The organism is Rhodococcus sp. DMF-1, from assembly GCF_021441945.1.
Taxonomy (GTDB): Bacteria; Actinomycetota; Actinomycetes; order Mycobacteriales; family Mycobacteriaceae; genus Rhodococcus; species Rhodococcus ruber.
Map to the genome: position 1 here is coordinate 3828076 of NZ_CP090442.1, position 23820 is coordinate 3851895.

Genomic DNA, 23820 nt, shown 5'->3' on the forward strand with positions numbered 1-23820 from the left:
CACCCGGGGCCGACACGTGCCCGCCGGATCTGTGAGAAATCGCCCTACGGTTCCCGCCCGAGGCGGACATTCCGTACTCTCCCCCCATGAACTTCATTCGACGGGTGAGCGGCACCGTCGTCGCGGTGGCTGCGGCGGCTCTGGTGCTCGGCGCGTGCGGATCGGACGTCGAGCCCCGGGCGGTGCCCGAGCCCGGGTCCGAGACCACGTCGGCGAGCGCATCGGATACCCGGACGACCACCGGCCGTCCGACCACCACCACGGCACCGACGTCCCCCGGCTCCTCCGGTCTGGACATCGACGTCGAGATCGGTGACTGCGTGCGCCTCGGTGGCACCGTCGACGACGCGACCATCGAGAATGCGACCTGCGGCAGCATGGACTCGAACTACAAGGTGATCGACATCGTCGAGACGAGCGATCAGTGCGTCTCGGACGCCGACCAGACCTACTACGAGTCCTCCGCCGGGGTCGAGGTGGGTGCCCTGTGCCTCGACGTCGACTGGGTGGTCGACAGCTGCATGGACATCTCCGGCGAGGACCCGCAGCGCATCGACTGCGCCGCACCCGGCCCCGAAACGGAGAAGGTCACCGAGATCCTGCAGAACACCGACAACGTGAACGACTGCTCCGTCTCCGAGGGTGGATTCGTCTACAGCGAGCGTCGTTTCGTGGTCTGCACCGACACGCTCTGAGGCCGCCGTCCGCCGCGGCCGGCTACAGCCAGCCGCGGCGGCGGAAGATCGCGTAGAGACCCGCGCACGTCATGACCATCATCAACAGGGCCATGGGATAGCCTGCGGCCCAATGCAATTCCGGCATGGTGTCGAAGTTCATCCCGTAGACCGTGCCGATCAGCGTGGGCGCGAACAGAATTGCCGCCCACGCCGAGATACGCTTGATCTCCTCGTTCTGCTCGATGCTCGCCCGGCTGAGATTGCGCATCTCCTCGTTCTGCATCTGCGACACCATCGTCGCGTTGACCGTGAGGATGTTGCCGAGCAACTGCCGGAAGCTGTCGACCTGCTCGACGACCGTCGTCGCGTGGTCGGTGACGTCCCGCAGGTAGCGTTGCAGTTCGTCGTCGGTGCGGTACTTGGCGAAGCCCGACGACAGACCCGACAGCACGGTGAGCAGCGGTTTGGCCGCGCGCTGGAACTGGATGACCTCGCGGGAGAGTTCGTAGATGCGGCGCGAGACCCCGGGATCCCCGCTGAAGACCTCCGTCTCGATCTCGTCGATGTCGTTCTGCAGGCCCGCGACCACCGGAGCGTACCCGTCGACGACGGCGTCGAGGATCGCGTAGAGAACCGCCTCGGGACCGAGCCGCAGCAGATCGGGCTCGCTCTCCATCCGGTCCCGCACCGCCGACAGGTCGGGCGATTCGCTGTGCCGGACCGTCAGCACGAACGTCGGTCCGACGAAGACGTGCACCTCACCGAAGTCGACCCGCTCGGATTCGTCGACGTAGCGGGCAGCGCGCAGCACGACGAACAGGGTGTCGCCGTAGCGCTCGAGCTTCGGGCGCTGGTGGGCGGCGATGGCATCCTCGACGGCCAGTTCGTGCAGTCCGAATTGCTCTGCGGCGGCATGGAGTTGCGCGTCGGTGGGCCGGTACATCCCGATCCAGGCCATCGAACCGGGCTCGGGCAGGCAATCGAGGGCCTGCGCGAGTGTCGCCGGCGACGCGACGCGGCGGCCGTCCCGGTAGACCGCGCTGTCGACGATGCTGTTCTCCGCCCGCGCCGCACCGTCCCGGCCGGGGCTCTGCGCGGCGGCAGGATTCAGGGACGCGCCGAAACCGGCGGACGGGTCGGCGGTCGCCGGGGCGGAGCGACGCGGCAGCAGGGCACGGACGGAACGGTTGGGCAGCATGTCGGCACGGCCTTTCGGAGGCACGGAGGGCGACGGCGAGGGTGGTCGCCGTGGGACGCACACGCGACGGCAACCGTCGCGCACCGACAGGGCGCGTACGGGCTGCCGTCAGCTGGTACTCGGAGGTCGACTGCGCATCGCGAGTCCCACCTCCTCCACATCACCCGGAACCGTGCCGGGGGCCTGACGAACCCCCAGCAGCGTACGCCTTCGTGCCGTGCGGAGCCAGCCGGTCCCGTGCACGGCGTCGCGCCGCGCGCGGTGTCGGTGGCTGCGGCCACAATCGCCGTGACCGACCCGACCGACCGACGACAGGACCCCCCGATGACGCACTGGCCCGATCGACCGATCTGCGCGTTCGACCTCGAGACCACCGACCGCGATCCGCGGGTCGCGCGCATCGTGACTGCGTCCGTCGTCGTCCTCGACGGCGACACCGTCTCGTCGCGGACGTGGCTGCTCGATCCGGGCATCGAGATCTCGGAGGAGACGGCGGCGATCCACGGCGTGACCACGGAGCGGGCGCGCGCCGAGGGCCTCGAGTACACGGCCGGCTACACCCAGATCCGCGAGGCGCTGTGCGAGGCGTGGGTCCGCGATCACATCGTCGTGGCGTTCAACGCCAGTTACGACCTCACGGTGGTCGACGCCGAGGGCCGCCGGCTGGGCCTGCCGGGACTCGAGACGGGCCTGGTGTTCGACCCGTACGTCGTCGACCGCGAGATGGACCGCGACCGCGAGGGCAGCCGCACCCTGCAGGCGGTCTGCGATGCGTACGGCATCGCGCTGACCGCCGCGCATCAGGCCGAGGCGGACGCCCTCGCGGCGGGGCAACTGGCGCGGGCGCTGTGCACCCGCTTCCCGCAGCTCGCCGACCTGGACATCATGACGGACCAGGCGGCCTGGCACGCGGAGCGGCAACGCACGTTCGCCGAGTATCTCGCGGGTCTCGGGCGCGACGTGTCGGATGTGGACCCGCAGTGGCCCATTCGCGGTATCGCTTGAGAGCTGTTGCCGCGCCCGGGTTTCGACGTCGACCCTCACGACACCGCCCGGCGGGGCGACCGAATGTCACATCGCATCGATGTAGTCGACCGAATGTGACATTCGGCCCAGGGCGGGGGTGCTTACCCCTTGACGACGCCGAGCGGCACGAGCCGTGCGACCCGACGGGCCAGACCGGCCCGCTCGCTCACCTCCGTGACCGCGTCGATGTCCTTGTACGCCTGCGGCTTCTCCTCGGCCAGTCCCCGCCACGAACTCCCCCGCACGAGCACGCCGTGGGACTCGAGCGCGTCGCGTACCGCCCGGCCGTCGGTGTGTCGAGCGGCGCGGTGCCGGCTCTGCACCCGGCCGGCCCCGTGCGCGGTGGAGAAGAACGCCGGGTTCCCGGCGACACCGGCGAGCACGTACGAGGCGGTGCCCATCGTGCCGGGAATGAGCACGGGCTGACCGACGTCCGCCAGGTCCTCGGGGACGTCGGGATGGCGGGGCGGCAGTGATCGCGTCGCGCCTTTGCGGTGCACGCACAGGGTGCGGACCTGCCCGTCCACCTCGTGCCGCTCGATCTTCGCCAGGTTGTGCGAGACGTCGTAGAGGAGGTCGAGAGTGGTACCGGCCGTGTCCTCGAAGACCCGGCGGGTCGCCTCGGTGAGCAACTGCCGGTTGGCCCGGCCGTAGTTGGCCGCCGCCACCATCGCCCCGAGATACGCCTCCCCCTCCGGTGACCGGACCGGCACGCACGCCAGCTGTCGGTCGGGAACGTGAATCTCGTAGCGGCCCATCGCCTTCTCCATCTCACGTACGTGGTCGGTGCAGATCTGGTGGCCGAGACCGCGGGACCCGCAGTGGATCATCACGCACACCGTGCCCACGTCGAGACCCATCGGCCGGGCAACGGCCGGGTCGAAGACCTGCTCGACGGCCTGCACCTCGAGGAAGTGGTTGCCCGACCCCAGGCTGCCGAGCTGACCGAGGCCCCGCTCGACGGCCCGGTCGCTCACCGCGGCCGAGTCGGCGCCGGCCAACACGCCCCGGTCCTCACACCGCTCGAGATCGCGGACGACACCGTGCCCCTGGTCCACCGCGAACCGGGCGCCGCCCTCGAGCACCCTATGCAGCACGCTGCGGTTCGGCAGCTCCCACACGCCCCGGGTCTGCATGCCACGGGGCACGACGTGACCGAGCCGGTCCATCAGCAGCCCGAGGCGCGGCGCGAGCGCGGACCGGTCGGCGTCACGCGCGATCAGCAGCCGCACGCCGCACGAGATGTCGAAGCCCACCCCACCGGGAGAGACGACGCCGCCGTCGTCGATGTCCGTCGCCGCAACTCCACCGATGGGAAAGCCGTAACCCCAGTGCACGTCCGGCATGGCGAACGACGCGGTGACGATTCCCGGCAGGGTCGCGACGTTCGCGACCTGGGTCAGCGCCTCGTCTCCTTCCGCGGCGGGAAGCAGGGACCGGGCCGCGAAGACGATCCCGGGTACGCGCATCGCGCCGGTCCGGTCGATCCGGAACCGGTACTGGGTCTCCTCGACGATCCTCATCACTGTCCGATCCGGGGCGGAGAACGCGGCGTCGGCGGCTTCGTTCCACCATAGAATCTGCAATGCCCGCTGCACAGGAGCGCGTCATGAACGAAAGCGGATACCGGTCGGTGCCGCACACGGCGGACCTGCGCATCGAGGCGTGGGCACCCACCCGTGACGAGTGCATCGCGCAGGCGGTGCACGGCGCCGTCGCGAGCTTCGCGGAAACCTCCTCCGCCGGGCCGGTCCGGGTGCGCACCCGCCGGCTGACAGCCGACGGCGACGAGGACCTGCTCGTCGCGGTACTCGACGAGATCGTCTACCTGCTCGACGCGGCCGGGGAGGTCCCGGTCGATGTGGCCGTCGACTCCGGTGCCGGCACGGCGGAAGTGCGGTTCTCGATGGCCGACGTCGCCTCGGTCACACAGGTGGGTGCGGTCCCGAAGGCCGTGTCGCTGCACGGGCTGCGCCTCGAGCGCGGACCGGGAGGATGGTCGTGTTCGGTGACGCTGGATGTGTGAACCGGCGCCGCACACGCGGTCCCTGTTGCGGCGCGCCGCGCAGGCGACCGTGGGGGTGTTCCCGCCTGGGATCTTCCACTGTAGACGGCCGGAACTGCCGGCTGGGGCGGGCCCCGGACAGTCGGCGAGATGCGACGAGCGGTGGCGCTACATCGGCATGTTCATCATGGGCATCCCACCCATCTCGTGGAGCCACATCATCAGCTGGTGCAGCAGGGTGTGCGCTTGGTCCATCATGCCCATCATGTTCACGGCCGTGACCTTTCCTGGAGCCGAGTAGTCCTCGGGGAGGGATCGTCCCACTATCGCCCGCCGACGATCCCGATGTGCCGCCTCGAGTGCGAGATCCGGGATCTTCAACAGATCTTCACGGGATCTCGACCATCGGGGTCCCGGCACGGCAGGAGGAGGTGCGGTTGCCCGCTCGGAGGTCAGTCCGCAGCGATGAGGGGGGTGCCGCGGTCGGCCAGCCACTGCGCCGGGTCGGTCTTGGCGCCGGAGGGGTCTTCGACCTCGAAGTGCAAGTGGGGTCCGGTGGAGTTGCCGCGATCTCCGATGGTGGCGATCTTCTGCCCGGCTTCGACTCGTTGCCCGACCTTCACCAGGTTGGCGTTGTTGTGGCCGTAAGTGGTCACCGTGCCGTCGTCGTGCCGGATGCGTACCCACAACCCGTAACCCTGTGCCGGTCCGGCGCTGACGACCTCTCCGTCGGCGACGGCGACGATCGGTGCGACCATGGTGTTGGCGATGTCGATGCCTCCGTGTCCGCGCCCGTCACCGAAGGTGGAGGTGATCACCCCGGCGGTCGGGGCGACGGGCCGGCCGGTCCCACCCCAACGCCCGCCCTCGGCCGGGCGCGGCGGGGTAGGGCTTGCCGGTGCGGCGCCGGGGTCTTCCAGCCGGGTGGCGCCCTCGTTCCCGGGGGCCGTATCGGGTGCGCCCGCAGCCGGCGCATCGTCTTCCTCGGGTGGCGTCCCGGGCTCCGGTGCCGGGGGGCCGTGACGACCCGGTGCCGTAGGTGTACCGGGGTCGGCGGCCAACGCTGCCAGCAGACGCGGAGCGATGCTGTAATCCAGTCCGGCCAGTTCGGTGCGGCACACCGACAACAGGCTTGCCCCGGTGCCCTGGGCGCTCCATCGGGCCGCGCAGCCGGCCAGGGACTGCAGGGTGGCGACCGTGTCGTCGAGTGCGCCGTTGTCCCGGGCGGCGCGCACGCCGGCGGCGGCGATGTTCGCCACCGTCTGCCATCGAGCGGGATCGACCACCTGCCCGGCCGGGTCGGCTCCGGTGATGGTCAGCGCATCGGCCACGGACGCCGCCACCGGCTCCGGTGACAGATGCGTCGCTCCGGCCGTCGGGGCCGTGAGCAACGGGACCGTCAGTCCCGCCGTCGACGCTCCCAGGATCAACGCGGCCCACCGGCCGCTGTGCGTGCGGTGCATGGCACTTCCTCCCGCCGCCTCACGAGAAATGTCCGATTGGAGAGGTATATGGGGGTTTGTCAAGGCGACACACCGTAACGCTAGTGCACTTTCATCACTTGTGTCTCTGTAATCGCATCCTCACCCACTGACCCAGCAGTGTCGGAGCGGGTGCCGAAACGGGGCGACGGGATGTACGGTCGGCCGGGTCGCCGGTGCTGCACTGCTACAGTCGGGAAGTTGTGACGGCCCGATCGACTTCTCCGCCCCTGCGGACCGCGGTCGCATTGGTCGTCCTCTACCTTCTCGGCTACACCCTGGTGCAGTGCGGTCTCACCGTGGCGGACGGCCATCATCACGACGATGTGCACGTGAGTGCGACCGCGCAACCCGGTGCGGAAACGGCGCCCGGGCATGCCCATGTCGATCACGACTCGTCCGGCCTCGATCCTCACCACGATCAACTGTTCCTCGGCCCTCGTGCGGACAACGCCGGGCGTCCGATCGCGGTGGTCACGGTGGTCGCGGTGGTGGTTACGGCCGCGATCGCCCGGCGGCACGCCCCGACCCTGTCGCGGGCCCCGCCACCGGCGCCCGCCCCGGCCCGCAGCGGCCGGGCGATCCTCGACGAACTCTGTATCAGCAGGTGCTGATCGGCAGCGGACCGGCCGCAGGGACCCCCTGTCGGCCCGTCTCGTGCTGCCCATCGCATCGTGCGCTCATTGCGCGCCACCACAGAGATGACTCGTCATGAACAGTGCTGTCTTCCCCGTTTCCACTCCGCCGCAATCGTCGGCTCGGCTGTTGACCTCTGCCCCGTGCTGCCCGGAGCCGACCACCATGGTCGGCAACACGCCGGTGCTGTGGATCGGTGAACCCTTCGCCGATGCCGGCGCCGGGTTCTGGGCCAAGCTCGAAGGGAACAACCCGGGCGGCATGAAGGACCGCCCCGCCCTGCACATGGTCGAACGCGCCCGCAGCCGGGGCGAGCTGGCCCCCGGGGCCCGCATCATCGAGTCGAGCAGCGGCACTCTCGGACTCGGCCTGGCGCTGGCCGGCATCGTCCACGGTCACCCGGTGACCGTGGTCACCGACCCCGGTCTCGAACCGATCATCCGTCGCATGCTCGCCGCCTATGGTGCCGACGTGGAGCTCGTCACCGAACCGCACCCGACCGGCGGATGGCAACAAGCCCGGCGGGACCGGGTGCGTCAGCTGCTCGAGGCCCACCCCGGCTCCTGGTGCCCGGATCAGTACAACAACCCCGACAACGTCGAGGCCTACCAGTCACTGGCCCTGGAACTGCTCGGCCAGCTCGGTCGCGTGGACATACTCGTCTGCTCGGTCGGTACCGGTGGGCATTCGGCCGGCATCGCCCGGGTGCTGCGCCAGTTCTGCCCCCAGTTGAAACTGGTGGGCGTCGACACCGTCGGCTCGGCCCTGTTCGGCCAGCCGGTCACCTCCCGCCTGATGCGCGGGTTGGGCTCGAGCATCCATCCGGGCAATATCGACTACGGCGCGTTCGACGAGGTGCACTGGGTCGCTCCGCGGGAAGCGGTGTGGTCGTGCCGCACCCTGGCCGCCACTCACCACGCCAGCGGGGGCTGGAGTGTGGGGGCGGTCGCCCTGGCCGCCGGCTGGCTCGCCCGCACCCACGCCCCCGACCTTCGGATCGCCGCGATCTTCCCCGACGGCCCCCAGCGGTACTTCGACACCGTCTACAACGACGACTTCTGCGCCGAGCACGGCCTGCTGGACGGACCGGCGCCGACCGAACCGATGACCATCGACCATCCCACCGACCGCGTCGTACGCTCGTGGACGCGGTGCGCCACCGTCGTCGACCCCGCGGAGTTGCGGTCGTGAAGGCGCTGATCACCCGATTCCGCAGTTTCGACCGCCCCAGCCAGGTGCTGATGGTCAACCAGTTCTCCATCAACGTCGGCTTCTACATGCTCATGCCGTACCTGGCGAGCTACCTGGCCGGACCGCTCGGATTGGCAGCCTGGGCCGTCGGGTTGGTGCTGGGGGTGCGCAACTTCTCCCAGCAGGGCATGTTCCTGGTGGGCGGCACCCTGGCCGACCGGCTGGGTTACAAGCCGCTCATCGTCGCCGGTTGCCTGCTACGGACCGCAGGGTTCGTGCTGCTCGCCGCCGTCGACTCGCTGCCGGCGGTGCTGGTGGCCGCAGCAGCCACCGGATTCGCCGGCGCGTTGTTCAACCCCGCGGTGCGGGCATACCTGGCCGCAGACGCCGGGCCCCGCCGCGTCGAGGCCTTCGCGGTGTTCAACGTCTTCTACCAGGCCGGGATCCTGCTCGGTCCGCTGGTCGGTCTGGCGTTGACCGCGGTGGACTTCCGGATCACCGCGCTGGTGGCAGCGGCGGTATTCGCGGCGCTGACGCTGACGCAGATCCGAGCGCTGCCGGCGCAGACCGTCGAGGCCACTACCCCTGCCGGACCCCGCCCCTCGATACTCGACGACTGGCGCACGGTGGTGACCAACAGGTCGTTCGTGCTGTTCGCGGCGGCGATGATCGGCTCGTACGTTCTCTCGTTCCAGGTGTATCTGGCCCTGCCGCTGCAGGCCGAGGTCGTCGCCCCGGACCAGGTATCGGCCACGGTGCTCGTGACCTCGCTGTTCGCGGTCTCCGGGCTGGTGGCGATCGCCGGGCAGCTACGTATCACTTCTTGGTGCGGCAACCGGTGGGGACCCGGACGCAGCCTGGCCGTCGGGATGGTGGTCATGGCGACCGCGTTCGTACCCGTAGCGGTGTTCTCTTCCCCCACTGGGACCGGCTGGGCGATGGCCGCGGGGGCGTTGGTGCTGTCGGCGGTGATCCTCTCCGTCGGTACGGCGGCGGTGTTCCCGTTCGAGATGGACACCGTCGTCGCACTCTCCGGGAACCGGCTTGTGGCCACCCACTACGGGTTCTACAACACCGTCGTCGGGGTCGGCATCCTGCTGGGCAACCTCGGCACCGGGGCGGTGTTCGGGTGGGCCGCCGACGCCGGCCTGGAATGGCTGATCTGGGTGCTGCTCACCGCGATCGGGATCGGGTGCGCGGCAGCGCTGTTTCTGCTCCACCGCACCGGCCGGCTCACCGCGCCACCCCCGACGCCGACCGACGAGCAGGTCTCGGCCTCGGCATGATGCCCCCGCCGGCACCCTTTCGTCCGGCCCGAAGAGAGGAATCCCCGTATGTCTGTGTCCCGCCTGCCGGGCGCCGTGTCGGCAATTGCCGCAGCCGCCTTGCTCGTGGCAGGGTGCTCGTCCCCCGACACCCGGAGCGCGGCGACCGCACCTCCCGGCGCTGTCGTCGCACCGCACGTTGCGTTGTCCCCGACGCTCGATCACGTGCACGGGCTGACCGTCGATTCCGCCGGCACTATCCTGGCCGGCACCCACAGCGGACTGGTCGCTCTCGCGCCGTCCGGCACCACCACCGAGGTCGGCACCTCCGACGACGACTTGATGGGGCTGGCCGGGGTGCCCGGCAGCGACGTCCTGGTCGCCTCGGGCCACCCGGGGCCGTCGAACCCCGGTCCGAACCCGCTGGGACTGCGCCGTAGCGACGACGGCGGGCGCACCTGGACCGATCGGTCCCTGGTCGGAGAGGTGGACTTTCATGCTCTGGCCACGGACGGCACGGTGGTGGTCGGTTTCGACGGCACCCGCGGGATCCGGGTATCCACCGACGCCGGCACCACCTGGAGCGCCGGTGCTCCCGTGGCGGCTGCGGCCCTGGCGCTGACCCCGGCCACGGTGTGGGCGATCACGCCGGCCGGGCTCGAGCGCAGCACCGACCTGGCACACACCTTCACCCCGGTCGAGGACACACCCGCCCTCGTGCTGCTCACCGGCACCGGCGACGGACTGTGGGGCATCGACACCGACGGCTACGCCTGGCGCAGCCGGGACGGAGCCGCCTGGGAGCAGCGGGTCTTCGTCGGGGCGGTGGAGGCGCTGACCGCCACAGGGTTCGACACCGCCTACGCCGCTACCGCCGAGGCCTTGTACACCCTGACCTGACGCGACCGGCCGCGCTGCGGCCCAGCAAACCGGTAAGGCCCGGCACACGTGTGTGCCGGGCCTTGCCGTGTCGGTCCCGCGAGCTCACCGACTCTCTCGTGATCACAACGAGGACAGGATGTTCTCCATCGTCGCGATCTCCTGCTGCTGGGTCTCGGCGATGGTGCGGGCCATGGCCACCGCCTCGGGATTCTGCCCGGTATCGATCTCGGTCTGCGCCATTTCGATCGCGCCGCGGTGATGTTCGATCATCTGGGTCAGGAACAGGCGGGAGGCGTCGACGCCTTCCGCGTTCTGCAGCGCGGCCATGTCTTCGGCCGACATCATTCCGCTCATGCCGCCGCCCATCTGTCCGCCGCCGGGCATGGGGGTGGACTGCATGGGCATGTCGTGACCGGGCATCTCCATGCCGGGTGACGACATGGGCATGTTCGGTGTGGTCATCGGCATGCTGGTCGTGCCCATGGGCATGGTGGGCTGCCCCCAGTCGGCGAGCCAGCTCTGCAGCTGTTCGATCTCCGGACCCTGGGCGGCCTTGATCTGCTGGGCGAGTTCGGTGACCCGTGGGTCGATGCCCTCCTTGGCCAGGATGACATCGCTCATCTCGATGGCTTGGCTGTGGTGCGGAATCATCTGTTGGGCGAAGGTCACGTCGGCTTGGTTGTGGTCGGCGGCAGCCTCGGCGGAGGCACTCGCGGTCGCCGTCGCCGACGGGCTCGCCTGCGAGGCCTGATCGTTGCCGGAGTCGCTGCAGGCGGCCAGGGTGAGCGCCGCGGCAACTGCCACCGCGCCGGTGGCCAGGGACTTCTTCCTCACAAGCACATTCCTTTCCGTTGTGTACGCGCACCGGCAGGCCCCGCGGTGGCGATATCGCAAGCATCCCCTCACAGGGGAGGCGGCAAACCCGGTCCCGTTACGGGCCCCTCGTCGGGACGCGGACCACTGCGGGCGCCGGCGCTGCAGACCGGCCGGTGAGCCGGTGCACCTTGTTCGGATCCGAGCCTGGCAGCTGCACCCGGTGGCAGCCCGGACCATTCTGTGAAGATTTCCTGAAGAACTCCACCCGGGCGTCCGAGCGGCCGTCACCGGAGTTCTTGAGCAGATCTTCACGAAAACGACGGAGAAGAACGCACCCGGGCCGGGCACCGTGGACAGCGCAGAACCGGGATCGCGCCGCTGAGCACGGGACCGGCACTGTGGGCCCTGTGCGGGGGCCGGACAGTCGGTGCACGGGCACCGACCGAGGAAGGGTGGTTGACGATGATGTTCTGGTACGGCGACGGCATGAGCGGTTGGGGTTATGTGCTCATGACAGTCGGGATGGTGGCGTTCTGGGCCCTGGTGATCGTCGGAATCGTGATGCTGGTGCGCGCCGCGGCTCCCCGGTCGACACCGCCCCCGTCGGGCTATGCCCCGACGCCGGAAGAGGTCGTAGCCATGCGCTTCGCCCGGGGCGAGATCGACGAGGACGAATACCGGCGCCGTCTCGACGCCTTGCACACCCATCGTCCGGACCCGAAAGCGTGACCCCTGCAATCGGATTCGATCGCTCCGCCCACGTCCGCTGCGCAGGGACCGGAAGCGGCGGTGTCAGCGACGGTAGTGGCGACCGGTGGAGTCGTCGGTGACCAGGCGGTACAGCACATAGACCGAGAACCAGACGATCAGCACGGCCACCAGCACGAGCGCGATCTCGTATACGAGGACCACACCACCGATTCTACCGCCACGCCGGCCCACCCGACTTCTCGTCGGTGCCCACTGATGCACCGGCACCCCGAAAAGGATCAGCGGCCCGAAAAGGATCAGCGGCGCGGACTGGTGGGAATCGGCTCCGGCGCCGGGCGCGGGGCCGGCTGCTCCTGCGGTGGGGACGGCAGTTGCAGCCGCTTGAGCATCAGCGCGTTGACCGCGACGATCAGACTCGAGCCGGACATCGACAGCGCCGCGATCTCCGGGCGGAGCACCAGTCCGAAGGCGGGTTCGAACACGCCGGCGGCGATCGGCAGCGCAATGGTGTTGTAACCGATCGCCCAACCGAGATTCTGCCGCATCTTGCGCAAGGTGCCGCGGCCGATGCGCAGCGCGATCGGCACATCCAGCGGGTCCGAACGCATCAGCACCAGGTCGGCGGTTTCGATCGCGACATCGGTGCCGGCACCGATGGCAATGCCCAGATCCGCCTGCGCAAGGGCCGGGGCATCGTTGACACCGTCGCCGACCATCGCGACCTTCTTCCCGCCGCGTTGCAGTTCGGCGATCTTGTCGGCCTTGTCACCGGGCAGCACCTCGGCGATGACGGTGTCGATGCCCAACTGCCCGGCGATACGCCGGGCCGTGGCCTCGTTGTCGCCGGAGAGCATGACCACCTCGATGCCGAGATCGTGCAGCGACGCCACCGCCTCGGCCGAGGTCTCCCGGGCGGCGTCGGCCAGGGCGACCACCCCGACGCCGCGGCCGTCGACCGCCACGAGCACCGCGGTACGCCCGGTCGAGGCCAGCTGGTCGCGCCGGTCCGTCAACGCGCCGAAGTCGACGTTCTCGGCCACCATCAGCTTGCGGTTGCCCACGGCCACCCGCCGGCCCGCCACCTCGGCGACCGCGCCGTGACCGGGCACGTTGCGGAAGTGCCCCAACGACACCTCTGGAATGTCACGGGCGGTCGCGTAGCGCACGATCGCCCCCGCCAGGGGATGCTCCGATTCGCGTTCGACCGCGGTCACCAAGGCCAGCATCTCGTCCTCCGGCAGCCCGTCGGCCACGACGTCGGTGACCTCCGGCTCGCCCTTGGTCAAGGTGCCGGTCTTGTCCATCACGACCGTGTCGATCCGCGCCGAGGTCTCGAGGGCGGTGGCGTTCTTGAACAGCACGCCGCGCTTGGCGCCCAGGCCGGTGCCGACCATGATCGCCGTCGGGGTGGCCAGCCCCAGCGCGTCGGGGCAGGTGATCACCACGACGGTGATCGCGAACAGCAGCGCCCTCTGCACGTCACCGTCGACGAGCCACCACACCAGGAAGGTGCTCACCCCGCCGATCAGGGCGACCAAGACCAGCCAGAACGCGGCCCGATCGGCCAGGCGCTGACCGGGCGCCTTCGAGTTCTGCGCCTCCTGCACCAGGGCGACGATCTGGGCGAGGGCCGTGTCGGAGCCGACCTTGGTCGCCCGGACCCGCAGGGTGCCGGTGGTGTTGATCGACGCACCGATCACCTCCGCGCCTTCGGCCTTGGTCACCGGCAGGGACTCACCGGTGACCATCGACTCGTCGACCTCGGAGCTGCCCTCGACGACGACACCGTCGACCGGGATCTTCGCCCCCGGCCGGATCAGCAGCAGATCCCCGACCACGACCTCGGCGGTGGGGACCTCCACCGGCTCACCGCCGCGCAGCACCACCGCCTTCGGGGGCGCGAGTTCGAGCAGGGTGCGGATGGCATCGTTGGCGCCGCCGCGAGCACGCATCTCGAACCAGTGCCCGAGCAACACGAAACTCGCCAGCACGGAAGCGGCCTCGTAGAACACCTCGCCGCCGCCGGTCAGGGTCACGCCCACGCTGTAGAGCCAGCCGGCGCCGATGGCGACGGCGACGAGCACCATCATGTCCAGGGTCCGGGCCTTCAGAGCCCGGTAGGCGCCGTCGAAGAAGATCCAGGACGAATAGAAGATCACCGGCAGGCTCAGCACCAGGGCGAACACGTCGTCGCGCAACCCGAAAGGCGCCGGCGTCGTGAAACCGAACATGTCGCGGCCCATCGGCGACCACAACATGATCGGAATCGACAGCGCCAGCGCCACCAGGAACCGGTTGCGCATGTCCCGAACCATCGCATCCATCGACATCCCCGCATGCCCGCCGTGACCCATCATCTCCTGGGCGGAGCGGGTGCCGTGCTCGGCGTGGGGGCGGTGCTCCTTCCCGGCAGGTCCCTGTTGTTCGACGTGGCTGTGCGCCGCCGGGTGCGGGGGATGTGCGGGTGCGCCGGGGCCGGGAGCCGGTTCGCTCATCGGGTCGCACACGTGCTCGGGCACCGACCGTCCGGCGCAGTGATAGCCGCAGTCCCGCACCCACCCCGACAGCTCCACCACCGACGTGCGGTCGGAGTCGTAGGTGACAGTGGCGGTCTGATTCACCGCATTCGCCTCCACCGCGGACACCCCCGGTCGGCGCAGCAAGGTGGATTCGATGGCCGACGTCGACGTCGCCCAGTGCAGGCCGCCTACTTCCAGAACGGTGGTTCGGTTCATACGATCCGGTCCCTCCCTCTCATGGCCGGGCACGCAATGCCCGCCCTCTGCGCGGTGCGATGCTCCGATACCGCTACCGATGGTCGGCACCGATACACGCTCGTCGCCGACCGTGTCCGAGTCTGCTCGGCCCCGCCGTGGCATCTTCTGGCGGTTGGATGAAGATTCGTTGAAGAACTCCGGGTCTCGGGTCAGGGTCCGTGTTCGTCCGAATGCTCTCGCTCGGCCCCCTCGTCGGTGCCGTGACCGGGGGTGGTCGACGTGGGAAGCGGTAACTGGGTGCGGCTGCCGGCCACCGCAGGCGAGCGGGGAGAGAAACTGACCCCGTTGGGCCGCTCGCCCACCGGCACGGTCGCCACCACGGACAGGCTGGGCAGATCGACCACGGACACCGTGTCGTCGTAAGTGTTCGTCACCCACGCCCGCGTACCCGAGGGATCGATCACCACCCCGTGCGGACCGGCGCCGGTGCCGACCGCCCCGCGGATCGTCATCTCGGCTGTATCGATCACCGAGAGGGTGCTCCCGGGCTGCTGCCGGGTGCCCTGGTCTGCGGAGACCACGGTCTTCTCGTCCGGGGACAGGTACAGCTGCACGGGCGCGGCCGGCACCGGAGCGGCACCCACGACCAGGCGGGCAGCGAGATCCACCTTGACCACCGCGGCCGGCTCGGTGGTCCCGGCGTAGGCGAACCGTCCGTCGCCGGTGACCGCGACCTGAGCCGGGGCGGCGCCGACGGGTACCGCCCCGATGGCCCGATCGGCGGCCGGGTCGATCACGTGCACCACGCCGGCTGCGGTGTCGGCGACCACGATCACCGAGCCGCCGGCCGCGGGCCGCAGACCGTGCGGCATCCCGCCGAGCTCGATTCGCCCTGCCGGCTGCAGTCCGGGGGTCGCGAACACCGAGACCGTGCCGTTCCCCGCATCGGTGACGTACACCTTGCCGTTGGGTGCGTCGATCACGTGTGCCGGCGCTGCACCGGTGGGCGCGACGGCGCGCACCGCATAGGTGGCGGGATCGATCTCGATCACCCGGTCGTCACCGCTGACGGTGTACACGGTCGCACCGTCGCGCCCGACCTGAACATTGTGCGGGGAGTCCACCCCGGTCACGGTCGTCACCACCTCGTCGGTGGCCGCGTCCAGGACCGTGAGGCTGTTGCCGTCCTCGTCGGCGACCCACACCGACCCGGTCACAGGCCCGGGCGGGCCGGAGGTGGCCGCCGTCGAGGCCGGACCCGGGGTGGGACCGCTTTCCTCGGAACACCCTGCCAGCGCCACCGCCGTGAGAAAGACCGTGGCGGTCACCGCACTCCGGCGCCGACGTCGGGACCGAAGAGACGGTCGGGACGCAACCGGCTCACCGATGACGTTCACCTTGCACCTCCGGCAGCAGTTCGGGGACGGTCAATGGCGGTGACTGCCGGCTGAGGCCATCATCATCGCCATCATCGCCACGCAGACGACCGCGAACACGAGCCCGCCGACGCTCACATTTCCGGTCACTACCAGCACCCCGGCAATGATCAACATCGGTACGCAGCAGACGAGCATCATCCAGCGGTGACGGATCCGTCCCCCGGTGCCCGCCGGTTCCGTCGGGGGGTCGGAGGCCACCGATTCCCTGGGACGCCAGTCGTGTGCGTTCGTCTCGTTCATCGCGATTCCGTCCTCGACGACGTCGGCACGCAGCTGAACTCGTGGTACAGCGGCCAGTGTCCGATCGCTGCGGTGACCGGCAGGTCCACCCCGGCCGCCGGCGGCAGCACCGCCGGCACGACGGTCCATCCGGTGGCGCCGCCGAGGAACATCCGCCCCACGCGTTCGACTCCGGTGATGTTCACTCCCGGCGCGTCGACCATCTCGCCTCCTCGGATCGGCGATGTGCGGGTGGAAGTACCACGCCCACCGATGACTCTTCCGGTCCCGGTACGTGTTTCGGCTGGCGGTTCCGTGAAGATCGGTTGAAGATTCGGAGGTGGGCATCGCAGGTGGCCCGGACCCGTACCGGCCGATCCTGCGGTGCCAGTTGCTCAACCGCCGTGGTGTTCGCCGTGGTCGGCCGGAACGGTGGAGGTCGGCACCGGACTCGGTCCCGGCGCCGGATCGGGATCCGAGCGGCCGGTCAGGGCCGGTCCGATCACGAACGCCGACAACGCGAACATCACCGCGAACACCACCAGGGCGATCGTTGGGGCCTTCCAGGTGGCGAACCGCCGATACAGTCGGCGCAGCAACGGAATCGAGAGCACCACCCCGAGGGCGAAGAACAACAGGTTGCCCCCGGCTCCGGTGACCAGCGCGGCGCCGGCGATCAGGCCCACGTGATGCAGCACGTGCGGCACGAGCCCCATCACCGCGCCGAGGGTCGCGGACACGGCGTTCCAGGCTGCGGCCAGCGGACGCTTGTGTGACGGCAGGGCCGCCGAGGGGATACTCGTGGCTTCGGCGGTGCCGGGACGGTCACCGGGAGGAGTTGTCATACGCAGGCTCCGTTGTCTCCAGGCGCTTCTTCAGGCGCGGTAGGACAGGGTCGTCATCATCCCGGCTTCCTGGTGGTAGGCGTTGTGGCAGTGCAGGGCCCACTGGCCGGGGTTGTCGGCGTCGAACTCGATCTCCACGGTCTGCATCGGGCGCACCGTCACGGTGTCCTTGCGGGCTCCGCCGTCGACCAGGGCGAAGGTGTGGCCGTGCAGGTGCATCGGATGGAACATGTCGGACATGTTCCGCAGCCGCATCCGCACCCGTTGTCCCTCGGCGACGGTCAGCGGCGCGGCGTCGGGGAAGGTGGCGCCGTTGAGCATCCACCGGTACGGCATCATCGTGCCGCCCATGTCGACGCTCAGGTAGTTGTCGTGGGAGCGTCGGGGCAGGCGAACCTGCTCGGCCGGGGACAGGTCGGTACCGAGCAGCACCAGTCGATCCAGCTCGTCGGGCCGGGTATCGGTGGTGGCTGTCCCGGCGGCGGTGCGCACAACGGCCACCGCATGACCGGGTTTGCCTTCGGCGTCGGCGAAGAGCGGGAACACCCCGTCGGCGAGGGTGACCAGCACATCCAACCGTTCGCCCATGCCGAGCAACACCGCGTCGGTGTCGACCGGTGTCACAGGAAAGGCGTCGCTGTGGGTGACGGTCATCGCATGTCCGCCGAGCCCGACGCGAAAGGCGGTGTCCGAGGCGGCATTGACCAGCCGGATCCGCACCCGCTGTCCCGGCGCGGCGGTCAAGGTCACCGGGTCGACAGGGGTGCGGCCGTTGAGCAGGTAGTACGGGTAGTTCACATCGCCGGCGCCGCCGAGCAGGTCCGAGCGCATGCTCTCTGCACCCATCATCGAGCCCATGTCGCCCATCGCGCCGTGGTCCATCATCGAGCCCATCCCACCCGTGCGGGGGGCGGGCCGGCCGGGGGCCGGCATGCCGAGCTCGCGGGCGACATCCTCGGGGGTTCGACCGGTGCCGTCGACCCAGTCGTCGAGCACGACGACCCATTCGTCGTCGTAACCGCCTGGCTCGGCCGGATCGTCGATCACCACCACTCCGTACAGTCCGCGGTCGAGTTGCAGCCCGCTGTGCGAGTGGTAGAAGTAGGTGCCTGGGTGCGGGGCGGTGAATTCGTACGTGAACGACTCCCCGGCCGTGATGGGCTGCTGCGTGAGTCCCGGGACCCCGTCCATGTCGTTGCTCATCGCGATGCCGTGGAAGTGGATGCTGGTGTCGACGTCGAGCCGATTGTCGACCTGCACTCGCAGCAGATCTCCGGCTCCGGCTCGCAGCAGCGGACCGGGCAACGAGTCACCGTATCCCCAGGTCGACACCACCGCACCGCCGAGTTCGACCTGCACCGGCCGCGCTGTCACCTGCGCGGCGACCACCGTCTGCCCTGCGGTACGGCGCTGGGCCTCGAGCCGGCGCACCACCTCGGCACTCGGCCCGACCGGATCTCCCGCCACACCGGGGCGGGCGCAGCCGGTCAGCCCACCGAGGGCCATCGCCCCGGCGGCTGCGGACGCACCGAGCAGAAACGAACGGCGGGACATCTGCATCACACGATCTCCTGGATCGACTGGCGACGACAACGCACGACACGGGGTCGGCGCCACTCACGGTTGGGGACGCAGGGCCCGACGCCGGGCCCGGTACTCCTCGGCGTCGATCTCGCCCCGGGCGAACCGGTCGTCGAGGACGCGCAGTGGATCCCCCGATGTCGGGCGCGGTGGCTTACCGGTGCGGAACACTGCGGCGATGCCGAAGACCACCAGGGCCCAGAAACCGATCATCACCAGCCCCATGACCATCCAGCCGGCCCAGCCCATCGCACCCGTACCCCACATCACGGCTGCTCCCTTCTCGAAAGTCTCGCATCCGAGTCTGGGTGCGTTACCCGACGCCGGGGGTGGGGGTTCGATGAAGGTTCGCTGAAGAACGTCGCCACCAGCCTGCTGCGACGGCCACGATAGGACCATGGCCTCCGGTTCCGATCAGCTCGTCCCTGTACCCGCCGCGACCGCACCGGGCCCCCCGACCGGTCTGCGGGCGCTGGTCGTCGAAGACGAAATGGCGCTGGCCACGGTGGTAGGCACCTACCTCGAACGCGCCGGCTTCGAGATCACGCTCGTACACGACGGGCTCGCTGCCGTCGAGCGTGCCCGCCAGGTCGATCCGGATGTCGTGGTGCTCGATCTGGGGTTGCCGCGTCTGGACGGGATCGAGGTGTGCCGGCAGCTGCGCACGTTCTCCGATGCCTATGTCGTGATGCTCACCGCCCGCGCCGACGAGATCGACACCCTCGTGGGGCTCTCGGTCGGCGCCGACGACTACATGACCAAACCCTTCAGCCCCCGCGAACTCATCGCCCGCATCCAGGCAATGCTGCGTCGCCCCCGGCCCTCGACCGGCGACAGCATTGCGTCTGCGTCGTCCGGCGCCGACACCGGCCGCCGTACCTTCGGATCATTGACCCTCGATGCCGCCGGACGCGAGGTGTGGGTCGACGGCGTCCCGATCGCATTGACCCGCACCGAATTCGACATCCTCGCTGCGCTGTCGGCGCACCCCCACGTCGTGTTCACCCGGGCGCAGCTCATCACCGCGGTGTGGGGGCCGAGCTGGGTCGGTGACGAACACCTGGTCGACGTGCACATCGGGCATCTGCGTCGCAAGCTCGGTGACGACGCCACCCGCGGGGTGTTCGTCCGCACCGTGCGTGGGGTCGGATACCGCATGGGAGCCGGGCAATGACGACCCCACCCGCGGCCGCAGGACGGAGGTCCGGGCGTCGCAGTGCAGGCTTCGGCAGCCGACTACTGGCCGCGCAAGCGATCGTCGTCGTCGGCGGCGCAATCAGCGCCTGGCTGGTGGCCGCCGCCGTCGCCCCGGGACTGTTCCACAATCACCTCCAGCAGGCCGGTATCGAGCACGTCTCGACCGAGGCGGCGCACGTCGAGGAGGCGTTCACTTCGGCGATGATCATCTCGTTGGCCATCGCGCTGGTGGTCTCGGCGCTGATGGCGCTGGCGGTGAGCTGGTATTTCACCCGCAGGGTGCAGCGCTCGGTCACCGGCGTGGCCACCTCGGCCACCGAGATCGCCGGCGGCCACTACGACGTGCGTCTGCCCGGCCCCGGTCTCGGCCACGAGTTCGACCAGCTCGCCGAAACATTCAACAAGCTCGCCGATCGGCTGGACTCGGTGGAAACCACCCGGCGGCGCATGCTCTCGGATCTCGCGCACGAGATGCGCACCCCGCTGGCCACACTCGATGCCCACATCGAGGCCCTCGAAGACGGCATCCGGGTTCCCGACGCCGAGACCCTCGCGGTCCTACGGTCGAGCACTGCCCGGCTCGGACGGCTTGCCGAGGACATGGGCGCCGTCTCCCGTGCCGAAGAAGGCCGGCTGTCCGTCACGCCCGCGCGCACCGACACCCGCTCCCTCGTCGACGCCGCCGTCCGCGTCGCCGCCGACCGCTACGCCGCCAAGGGCGTTGCGCTTGTCGAAGACGTCGAGCACCCCGACGCGGTCACGGCCGACCCGGATCGGATCGGGCAGGTGCTGGGCAATCTGCTCGACAACGCCCTGCGGCACACGCCGACCGGGGGCACGGTCACCCTCGCCGCCACCACCGTCGACAGCGACGTCGAGATCACCGTTACAGACACCGGCGACGGCATCGCCCCCGAACACCTGAGACACCTGTTCGACCGGTTCTACCGTGCCGACCCCTCCCGTCGCCGGCAAGAAGGGGGCAGCGGCATCGGGTTGACCATCGCCCGCGCCCTGGTCGAGGCCCACGGCGGTACGCTGACCGCCTCCAGCGGCGGACCCGGAACCGGCGCCCGATTCACCGTGCGCCTGCCCGCCACCGCCGCCGCAGGTGCCCGCAGCACCGCGCGCACCATCCCTGCCCGCGGTACCGCGCAGGCCGGCACCAGCGGACGGGGGCGGCGATGAGGAAGCTCTCGCTCGACGCGCTCGCCCGGCACCTGGCCGCGCATGCCGCCACCGCATCCAGCGGTCGAAGTGCCGAAACCGTTTACGGTGGGCACGACCATGTGCTGCGGCAGACTCTGATGGTGTTGCAGGCCGGGCAGTCCACGGCCGAGCACGTCGGTCCCGGTGAGGCAACGGTGTACATCCTGCGCGGGCGGTTGCGGGTCGTCGCCGACCAGGCGAGCTGGGACGGGCGCGGCGGGGACCTGATCGCCCTGCCCCGCACCCGGCACCGGATCGACGCCGTCGCCGACACGGTCGCGCTGCTCACCGTTGCCAGCTACTGACCTGCCGGGTGGTTCAGAGCCCGGCGCCGGGCCGCGGTGTGCTTGCCGGGGCCCGGCGGAACAACCAGGCCGCCACCGCGGTGAGCCCGACCAGCCACCCCAACGCGGCCAGCAGCGGGCCGGCGGTGTCGAAGCTGTCGGTCAGCCCGCCGTCGAGGATCATCCGGGTCGCGCCGTAGCCGGGCAGCAGCTGCGCCCACTGCGGCGGCTGCGGACGAAGCATCGGACTCTGCCCGATCCCCAGATCCAGGAAGGGCACCAAGAACGCGATGAACACGCCGCCGACCCGCCCGAACAGCGGCCCGAGGCACACGCCCACCAGCCCGTAGGTCCATGCCAGCAGTAGATTCCCGGCCGCGTACAGGCCCCACTGACGGGCATCGAACACCGCGGCGGTGACCAGCAACGACGAGGCGGTCACCACCATCGCCGCCACCGCGATCACCGTCAACCGGACCGCCAGCAGCACCCCGGCGCCGAAGCCGGCCAGCGACAGTCGCCGATCACCGCTGCGCGCATCGAGCACCACGAACAACCCGGCCAGCGCCGACAGCGACGCAATCGCGATCGGAGTCATGGTCCCGGCATGCACGTCCGGCAGCCAGAACACCTCCGTCACCGCCTGTCCGTCCTCGACCAGGGAGAACATTCCGAACTCGGGGACGGTCATCGCCTTCGACAAGGCGATGAACACGATCGGCACCACCACCAGCAGCACCCACAGCACCGGATTGCGGCGCCAGTCCCGCAATCCCATGGTCAGACCGACCGAGAACCGGTCCGCCCGCCCACCCCGGCCGGTGCGCTTGCGGTGCCCGTGCAATCCCCCGACGGTGGCGGTGACCACCATCGCCCCGAGCAGCAGCGCCCCGGCCATCCACACCAGTGCCCATCCCAGGTCCCCGACCTTCCCGCCGTGTCGGGAAGGCACATCCACCATCCACAGCGTCACGAAGTGGGTGGGAAATCCGCGGGTGGCCACCCGCTGCGCCGAGCCGATCGCCGGCCCGAAGAACACGTCGACGATCCAAACGAACAGGATCAGCACGGTGCCGTTGACCGGGTTGCGCACCAGTGCCCCGACCATCGCCCCGATGGCCAGATAGATCACCGCGAACATCATCGTGCCCACCGTCACCCGCACCGGAGCATCGATTCCGACCCGCACCGCCAGCGCCAGCAACGCCACCGCCGAGACCAGCACCGCCAACACCACTCCGGTACCGAGCCGGGCCAGCACCAGCCGCCGTGCCGTCAGGCCCGCCGACACCAGTCGACGGTCCGCCGCGCGGGCGGCATTGATCTGGAAGTACATCGCGATCCCGGCCAGGAAACCCGCCGCCCACCCGGCCGTCGCCGTTTCCACCGCCGGGCCGCTCGCACCCCCGAGCAGCCGGGCCGCATCGGCCATCGCGCCGGCCGCAACGATCACGAACACCACCGGCACAACCACCAGCACCAGCAGATTCACCGGGTTGCGGGCGTAGTCGGCCAGGAACCGGCCGCTCAGCGCCCGGACATCGTCGACCGCGGACCGCGCGGTGGGGGTGAGGATCATCGCGGCACCGTCCGCCCCCCCCGCAGATCGACGATGCGATCGAACCGTTGCTCGTCCGCCACGAAATGACTGATGATCAGCACCGAGCGACCCGCCTGCTGACGCTGCGCCACGATCTCCCAGAACCGCAGATAGGTGTCCCAGTCGAACCCGGCATACGGCTCGTCCAGCAACAACACCTCCGGATCGGCCAGCAGCGCCAGCCCCAGGTTCAGTTTCGCCAGCGTCCCGCCGGACAACCGGTCGGCACGGGTACCGGCGTAGCGGTCGAACCCCAACGCGGTGTACAGGCGGCCGCGGGAGAGGTGCGCGGCCTCCGGACTCATCCGGTACGCCCGTCCGAACAACTCGAAGTGCTCGTCGCAGGTGAGCCGGTCGTAGACCACCGGCTGCTGCGGGCAATAGCCCAGTCGCCGCGGACGACGCACACTGCCGGCATCGGCCCGCAGATCCCCGACGAGAATCTTCATCAGCGTCGATTTGCCCGAGCCGTTCTCCCCCACCAACCCCACCACCTCGCCGGGGTGCAACTCCAGTTCCGCCCCGCGCAGCACCGCGGTGCGGTGCCGCCGCGGCCACCAGCCACGACCGAAACTCTTCTCGACCCCCTCTGCCGTCAGCAGCGGGGCCTGGGTCGAACCACCCGATCCACCTACGGATTCCGCAGAACCAGCTTCGGGTGCAGACATCTCTCACCTCGGAGGCATGCGCGCGCCACCGGCGCCTTCTCCGACCGCGGTTGCGGCGGGTTCACCCACCGTAGGTGTCCACTTCTGTAGTCGGGCACGAAATCCCGTGAAGATCTGTTGAAGAAGCTCATCCGATACCGGTGCTGCCCACCGCTACCGGCTGGCGCCGAGCC

At 69.9% G+C, this 23820-nt stretch carries 24 protein-coding genes; 11 read left to right on the top strand and 13 right to left on the bottom strand.

The features are described 5' to 3' along the window. Window positions 1-86 precede the first annotated feature (86 nt). Window positions 87-695, top strand: coding sequence for an LppU family putative lipoprotein (lppU, locus tag LZP97_RS17385; protein WP_010593663.1), 609 nt, complete (start codon window positions 87-89; stop codon window positions 693-695). A 22-nt stretch (window positions 696-717) separates the two neighbouring features. Here lppU and corA read toward each other — a convergent pair whose 3' ends face one another. Further along, window positions 718-1875: a magnesium/cobalt transporter CorA gene (corA, locus tag LZP97_RS17390; RefSeq protein ID WP_017680798.1), complete on the bottom strand. Its 1158-nt coding sequence runs from the start codon at window positions 1873-1875 to the stop codon at window positions 718-720. Between the two features lie 324 nt (window positions 1876-2199). Between corA and LZP97_RS17395 the strand changes: the two genes are divergently transcribed. Next, window positions 2200-2880: a 3'-5' exonuclease gene (locus tag LZP97_RS17395; protein ID WP_029539975.1), complete on the top strand. Its 681-nt coding sequence runs from the start codon at window positions 2200-2202 to the stop codon at window positions 2878-2880. 122 nt (window positions 2881-3002) lie between these two features. On the opposite strand, the gene LZP97_RS17400 is transcribed toward LZP97_RS17395, so the two are convergent. Next, window positions 3003-4424 carry an RtcB family protein gene (locus LZP97_RS17400; protein WP_010593666.1) on the bottom strand — a complete coding sequence of 474 codons (1422 nt, stop codon included), beginning with the start codon at window positions 4422-4424 and terminating at the stop codon, window positions 3003-3005. A gap of 86 nt (window positions 4425-4510) precedes the next feature. Between LZP97_RS17400 and LZP97_RS17405 the strand changes: the two genes are divergently transcribed. Continuing rightward, on the top strand, window positions 4511-4927 hold the full coding sequence (locus tag LZP97_RS17405) for an archease (RefSeq protein ID WP_010593667.1): 417 nt from the start codon (window positions 4511-4513) through the stop codon (window positions 4925-4927). Window positions 4928-5358: 431 nt separating this feature from the next. Here LZP97_RS17405 and LZP97_RS17410 read toward each other — a convergent pair whose 3' ends face one another. Next, window positions 5359-6369 carry a M23 family metallopeptidase gene (locus LZP97_RS17410; RefSeq protein WP_010593668.1) on the bottom strand — a complete coding sequence of 337 codons (1011 nt, stop codon included), beginning with the start codon at window positions 6367-6369 and terminating at the stop codon, window positions 5359-5361. 221 nt (window positions 6370-6590) lie between these two features. On the opposite strand from LZP97_RS17410, the gene LZP97_RS17415 reads away from it, so the two are divergent. From LZP97_RS17415 to LZP97_RS17430, 4 genes are all read left to right on the top strand, one after another. Further along, the gene (locus LZP97_RS17415; protein WP_228287122.1) at window positions 6591-7001 is read left to right on the top strand and encodes a hypothetical protein; all 411 of its coding nucleotides are present in this window, start codon (window positions 6591-6593) and stop codon (window positions 6999-7001) included. 97 nt (window positions 7002-7098) lie between these two features. After that, window positions 7099-8214, top strand: coding sequence for a PLP-dependent cysteine synthase family protein (locus LZP97_RS17420; RefSeq protein WP_026137770.1), 1116 nt, complete (start codon window positions 7099-7101; stop codon window positions 8212-8214). Window positions 8215-8222: 8 nt separating this feature from the next. Continuing rightward, window positions 8223-9500: an MFS transporter gene (locus tag LZP97_RS17425; protein WP_228287229.1), complete on the top strand. Its 1278-nt coding sequence runs from the start codon at window positions 8223-8225 to the stop codon at window positions 9498-9500. 48 nt (window positions 9501-9548) lie between these two features. Next, window positions 9549-10379 (top strand): F510_1955 family glycosylhydrolase, encoded by an 831-nt coding sequence (locus tag LZP97_RS17430; protein WP_010593672.1) that lies wholly within the window; start codon window positions 9549-9551, stop codon window positions 10377-10379. Between the two features lie 102 nt (window positions 10380-10481). Here LZP97_RS17430 and LZP97_RS17435 read toward each other — a convergent pair whose 3' ends face one another. Next, window positions 10482-11195, bottom strand: coding sequence for a DUF305 domain-containing protein (locus LZP97_RS17435; protein WP_017680803.1), 714 nt, complete (start codon window positions 11193-11195; stop codon window positions 10482-10484). A gap of 444 nt (window positions 11196-11639) precedes the next feature. Here LZP97_RS17435 and LZP97_RS17440 point away from each other — a divergent pair, with 444 nt between their 5' ends. After that, entirely contained in the window at window positions 11640-11906 is a 267-nt protein-coding gene (locus tag LZP97_RS17440) for an SHOCT domain-containing protein (protein ID WP_010593674.1), read from the top strand. A 278-nt stretch (window positions 11907-12184) separates the two neighbouring features. Here LZP97_RS17440 and LZP97_RS17445 read toward each other — a convergent pair whose 3' ends face one another. The 7 genes from LZP97_RS17445 to LZP97_RS17475 form a co-directional block, all read right to left on the bottom strand. Further along, complete coding sequence (locus LZP97_RS17445; RefSeq protein WP_010593676.1) at window positions 12185-14623, bottom strand: heavy metal translocating P-type ATPase; 2439 nt, start codon at window positions 14621-14623, stop codon at window positions 12185-12187. Window positions 14624-14814: 191 nt separating this feature from the next. Beyond that, window positions 14815-15933, bottom strand: a complete 1119-nt coding sequence (locus tag LZP97_RS17450; protein WP_010593677.1) for a YVTN family beta-propeller repeat protein — start codon at window positions 15931-15933, stop codon at window positions 14815-14817. 99 nt (window positions 15934-16032) lie between these two features. After that, complete coding sequence (locus LZP97_RS17455) at window positions 16033-16284, bottom strand: hypothetical protein (protein WP_010593678.1); 252 nt, start codon at window positions 16282-16284, stop codon at window positions 16033-16035. Then, the gene (locus LZP97_RS17460) at window positions 16281-16487 is read right to left on the bottom strand and encodes a YgaP family membrane protein (protein ID WP_010593679.1); all 207 of its coding nucleotides are present in this window, start codon (window positions 16485-16487) and stop codon (window positions 16281-16283) included. The genes LZP97_RS17455 and LZP97_RS17460 overlap by 4 nt, the downstream gene beginning before the upstream one ends. A 171-nt stretch (window positions 16488-16658) precedes the next feature. Then, window positions 16659-17108 carry a hypothetical protein gene (locus tag LZP97_RS17465; RefSeq protein ID WP_010593680.1) on the bottom strand — a complete coding sequence of 150 codons (450 nt, stop codon included), beginning with the start codon at window positions 17106-17108 and terminating at the stop codon, window positions 16659-16661. Window positions 17109-17138: 30 nt separating this feature from the next. Continuing rightward, a complete protein-coding gene (locus LZP97_RS17470; RefSeq protein WP_010593681.1) occupies window positions 17139-18668 on the bottom strand; it encodes a multicopper oxidase family protein in 1530 nt (509 codons plus the stop codon). Window positions 18669-18725: 57 nt separating this feature from the next. After that, entirely contained in the window at window positions 18726-18956 is a 231-nt protein-coding gene (locus tag LZP97_RS17475; protein WP_010593682.1) for an SHOCT domain-containing protein, read from the bottom strand. 205 nt (window positions 18957-19161) lie between these two features. Here LZP97_RS17475 and LZP97_RS17480 point away from each other — a divergent pair, with 205 nt between their 5' ends. From LZP97_RS17480 to LZP97_RS17490, 3 genes are read left to right on the top strand one after another with little or no spacing between them, the layout of a single operon-like run. Then, complete coding sequence (locus LZP97_RS17480; RefSeq protein ID WP_026137774.1) at window positions 19162-19863, top strand: response regulator transcription factor; 702 nt, start codon at window positions 19162-19164, stop codon at window positions 19861-19863. Beyond that, entirely contained in the window at window positions 19860-21074 is a 1215-nt protein-coding gene (locus tag LZP97_RS17485) for a sensor histidine kinase (RefSeq protein WP_010593684.1), read from the top strand. Before LZP97_RS17480 ends, LZP97_RS17485 begins: the two co-directional genes overlap by 4 nt. After that, window positions 21071-21400 carry a cupin domain-containing protein gene (locus LZP97_RS17490; protein WP_010593685.1) on the top strand — a complete coding sequence of 110 codons (330 nt, stop codon included), beginning with the start codon at window positions 21071-21073 and terminating at the stop codon, window positions 21398-21400. The genes LZP97_RS17485 and LZP97_RS17490 overlap by 4 nt, the downstream gene beginning before the upstream one ends. A gap of 13 nt (window positions 21401-21413) precedes the next feature. Here the strand turns inward: LZP97_RS17490 and LZP97_RS17495 are convergent, their stop codons facing one another. Both LZP97_RS17495 and LZP97_RS17500 read right to left on the bottom strand, forming a co-directional pair. Further along, window positions 21414-22958, bottom strand: coding sequence for an ABC transporter permease (locus LZP97_RS17495; RefSeq protein WP_010593686.1), 1545 nt, complete (start codon window positions 22956-22958; stop codon window positions 21414-21416). Next, complete coding sequence (locus LZP97_RS17500; RefSeq protein WP_234574857.1) at window positions 22955-23647, bottom strand: ATP-binding cassette domain-containing protein; 693 nt, start codon at window positions 23645-23647, stop codon at window positions 22955-22957. The genes LZP97_RS17495 and LZP97_RS17500 overlap by 4 nt, the downstream gene beginning before the upstream one ends. Window positions 23648-23820: the final 173 nt, after the last annotated feature.

What these genes read in the sequence shown, in the direction of transcription:
- LZP97_RS17470 (WP_010593681.1), bottom strand. Translation starts at nt 18,668, where the DNA reads ATGCAGATGTCCCGCCGTTCGTTTCTGCTCGGTGCGTCCGCAGCCGCC.
- LZP97_RS17410 (WP_010593668.1), bottom strand. Translation starts at nt 6,369, where the DNA reads ATGCACCGCACGCACAGCGGCCGGTGGGCCGCGTTGATCCTGGGAGCG.
- LZP97_RS17500 (WP_234574857.1), bottom strand. Translation starts at nt 23,647, where the DNA reads ATGTCTGCACCCGAAGCTGGTTCTGCGGAATCCGTAGGTGGATCGGGT.
- lppU (WP_010593663.1), top strand. Translation starts at nt 87, where the DNA reads ATGAACTTCATTCGACGGGTGAGCGGCACCGTCGTCGCGGTGGCTGCG.
- LZP97_RS17395 (WP_029539975.1), top strand. Translation starts at nt 2,200, where the DNA reads ATGACGCACTGGCCCGATCGACCGATCTGCGCGTTCGACCTCGAGACC.
- corA (WP_017680798.1), bottom strand. Translation starts at nt 1,875, where the DNA reads ATGCTGCCCAACCGTTCCGTCCGTGCCCTGCTGCCGCGTCGCTCCGCC.
- LZP97_RS17455 (WP_010593678.1), bottom strand. Translation starts at nt 16,284, where the DNA reads ATGAACGAGACGAACGCACACGACTGGCGTCCCAGGGAATCGGTGGCC.
- LZP97_RS17490 (WP_010593685.1), top strand. Translation starts at nt 21,071, where the DNA reads ATGAGGAAGCTCTCGCTCGACGCGCTCGCCCGGCACCTGGCCGCGCAT.
- LZP97_RS17460 (WP_010593679.1), bottom strand. Translation starts at nt 16,487, where the DNA reads ATGGTCGACGCGCCGGGAGTGAACATCACCGGAGTCGAACGCGTGGGG.
- LZP97_RS17495 (WP_010593686.1), bottom strand. Translation starts at nt 22,958, where the DNA reads ATGATCCTCACCCCCACCGCGCGGTCCGCGGTCGACGATGTCCGGGCG.
- LZP97_RS17405 (WP_010593667.1), top strand. Translation starts at nt 4,511, where the DNA reads ATGAACGAAAGCGGATACCGGTCGGTGCCGCACACGGCGGACCTGCGC.
- LZP97_RS17465 (WP_010593680.1), bottom strand. Translation starts at nt 17,108, where the DNA reads ATGACAACTCCTCCCGGTGACCGTCCCGGCACCGCCGAAGCCACGAGT.
- LZP97_RS17420 (WP_026137770.1), top strand. Translation starts at nt 7,099, where the DNA reads ATGAACAGTGCTGTCTTCCCCGTTTCCACTCCGCCGCAATCGTCGGCT.
- LZP97_RS17440 (WP_010593674.1), top strand. Translation starts at nt 11,640, where the DNA reads ATGATGTTCTGGTACGGCGACGGCATGAGCGGTTGGGGTTATGTGCTC.
- LZP97_RS17475 (WP_010593682.1), bottom strand. Translation starts at nt 18,956, where the DNA reads ATGTGGGGTACGGGTGCGATGGGCTGGGCCGGCTGGATGGTCATGGGG.
- LZP97_RS17485 (WP_010593684.1), top strand. Translation starts at nt 19,860, where the DNA reads ATGACGACCCCACCCGCGGCCGCAGGACGGAGGTCCGGGCGTCGCAGT.
- LZP97_RS17430 (WP_010593672.1), top strand. Translation starts at nt 9,549, where the DNA reads ATGTCTGTGTCCCGCCTGCCGGGCGCCGTGTCGGCAATTGCCGCAGCC.
- LZP97_RS17400 (WP_010593666.1), bottom strand. Translation starts at nt 4,424, where the DNA reads ATGAGGATCGTCGAGGAGACCCAGTACCGGTTCCGGATCGACCGGACC.
- LZP97_RS17445 (WP_010593676.1), bottom strand. Translation starts at nt 14,623, where the DNA reads ATGAACCGAACCACCGTTCTGGAAGTAGGCGGCCTGCACTGGGCGACG.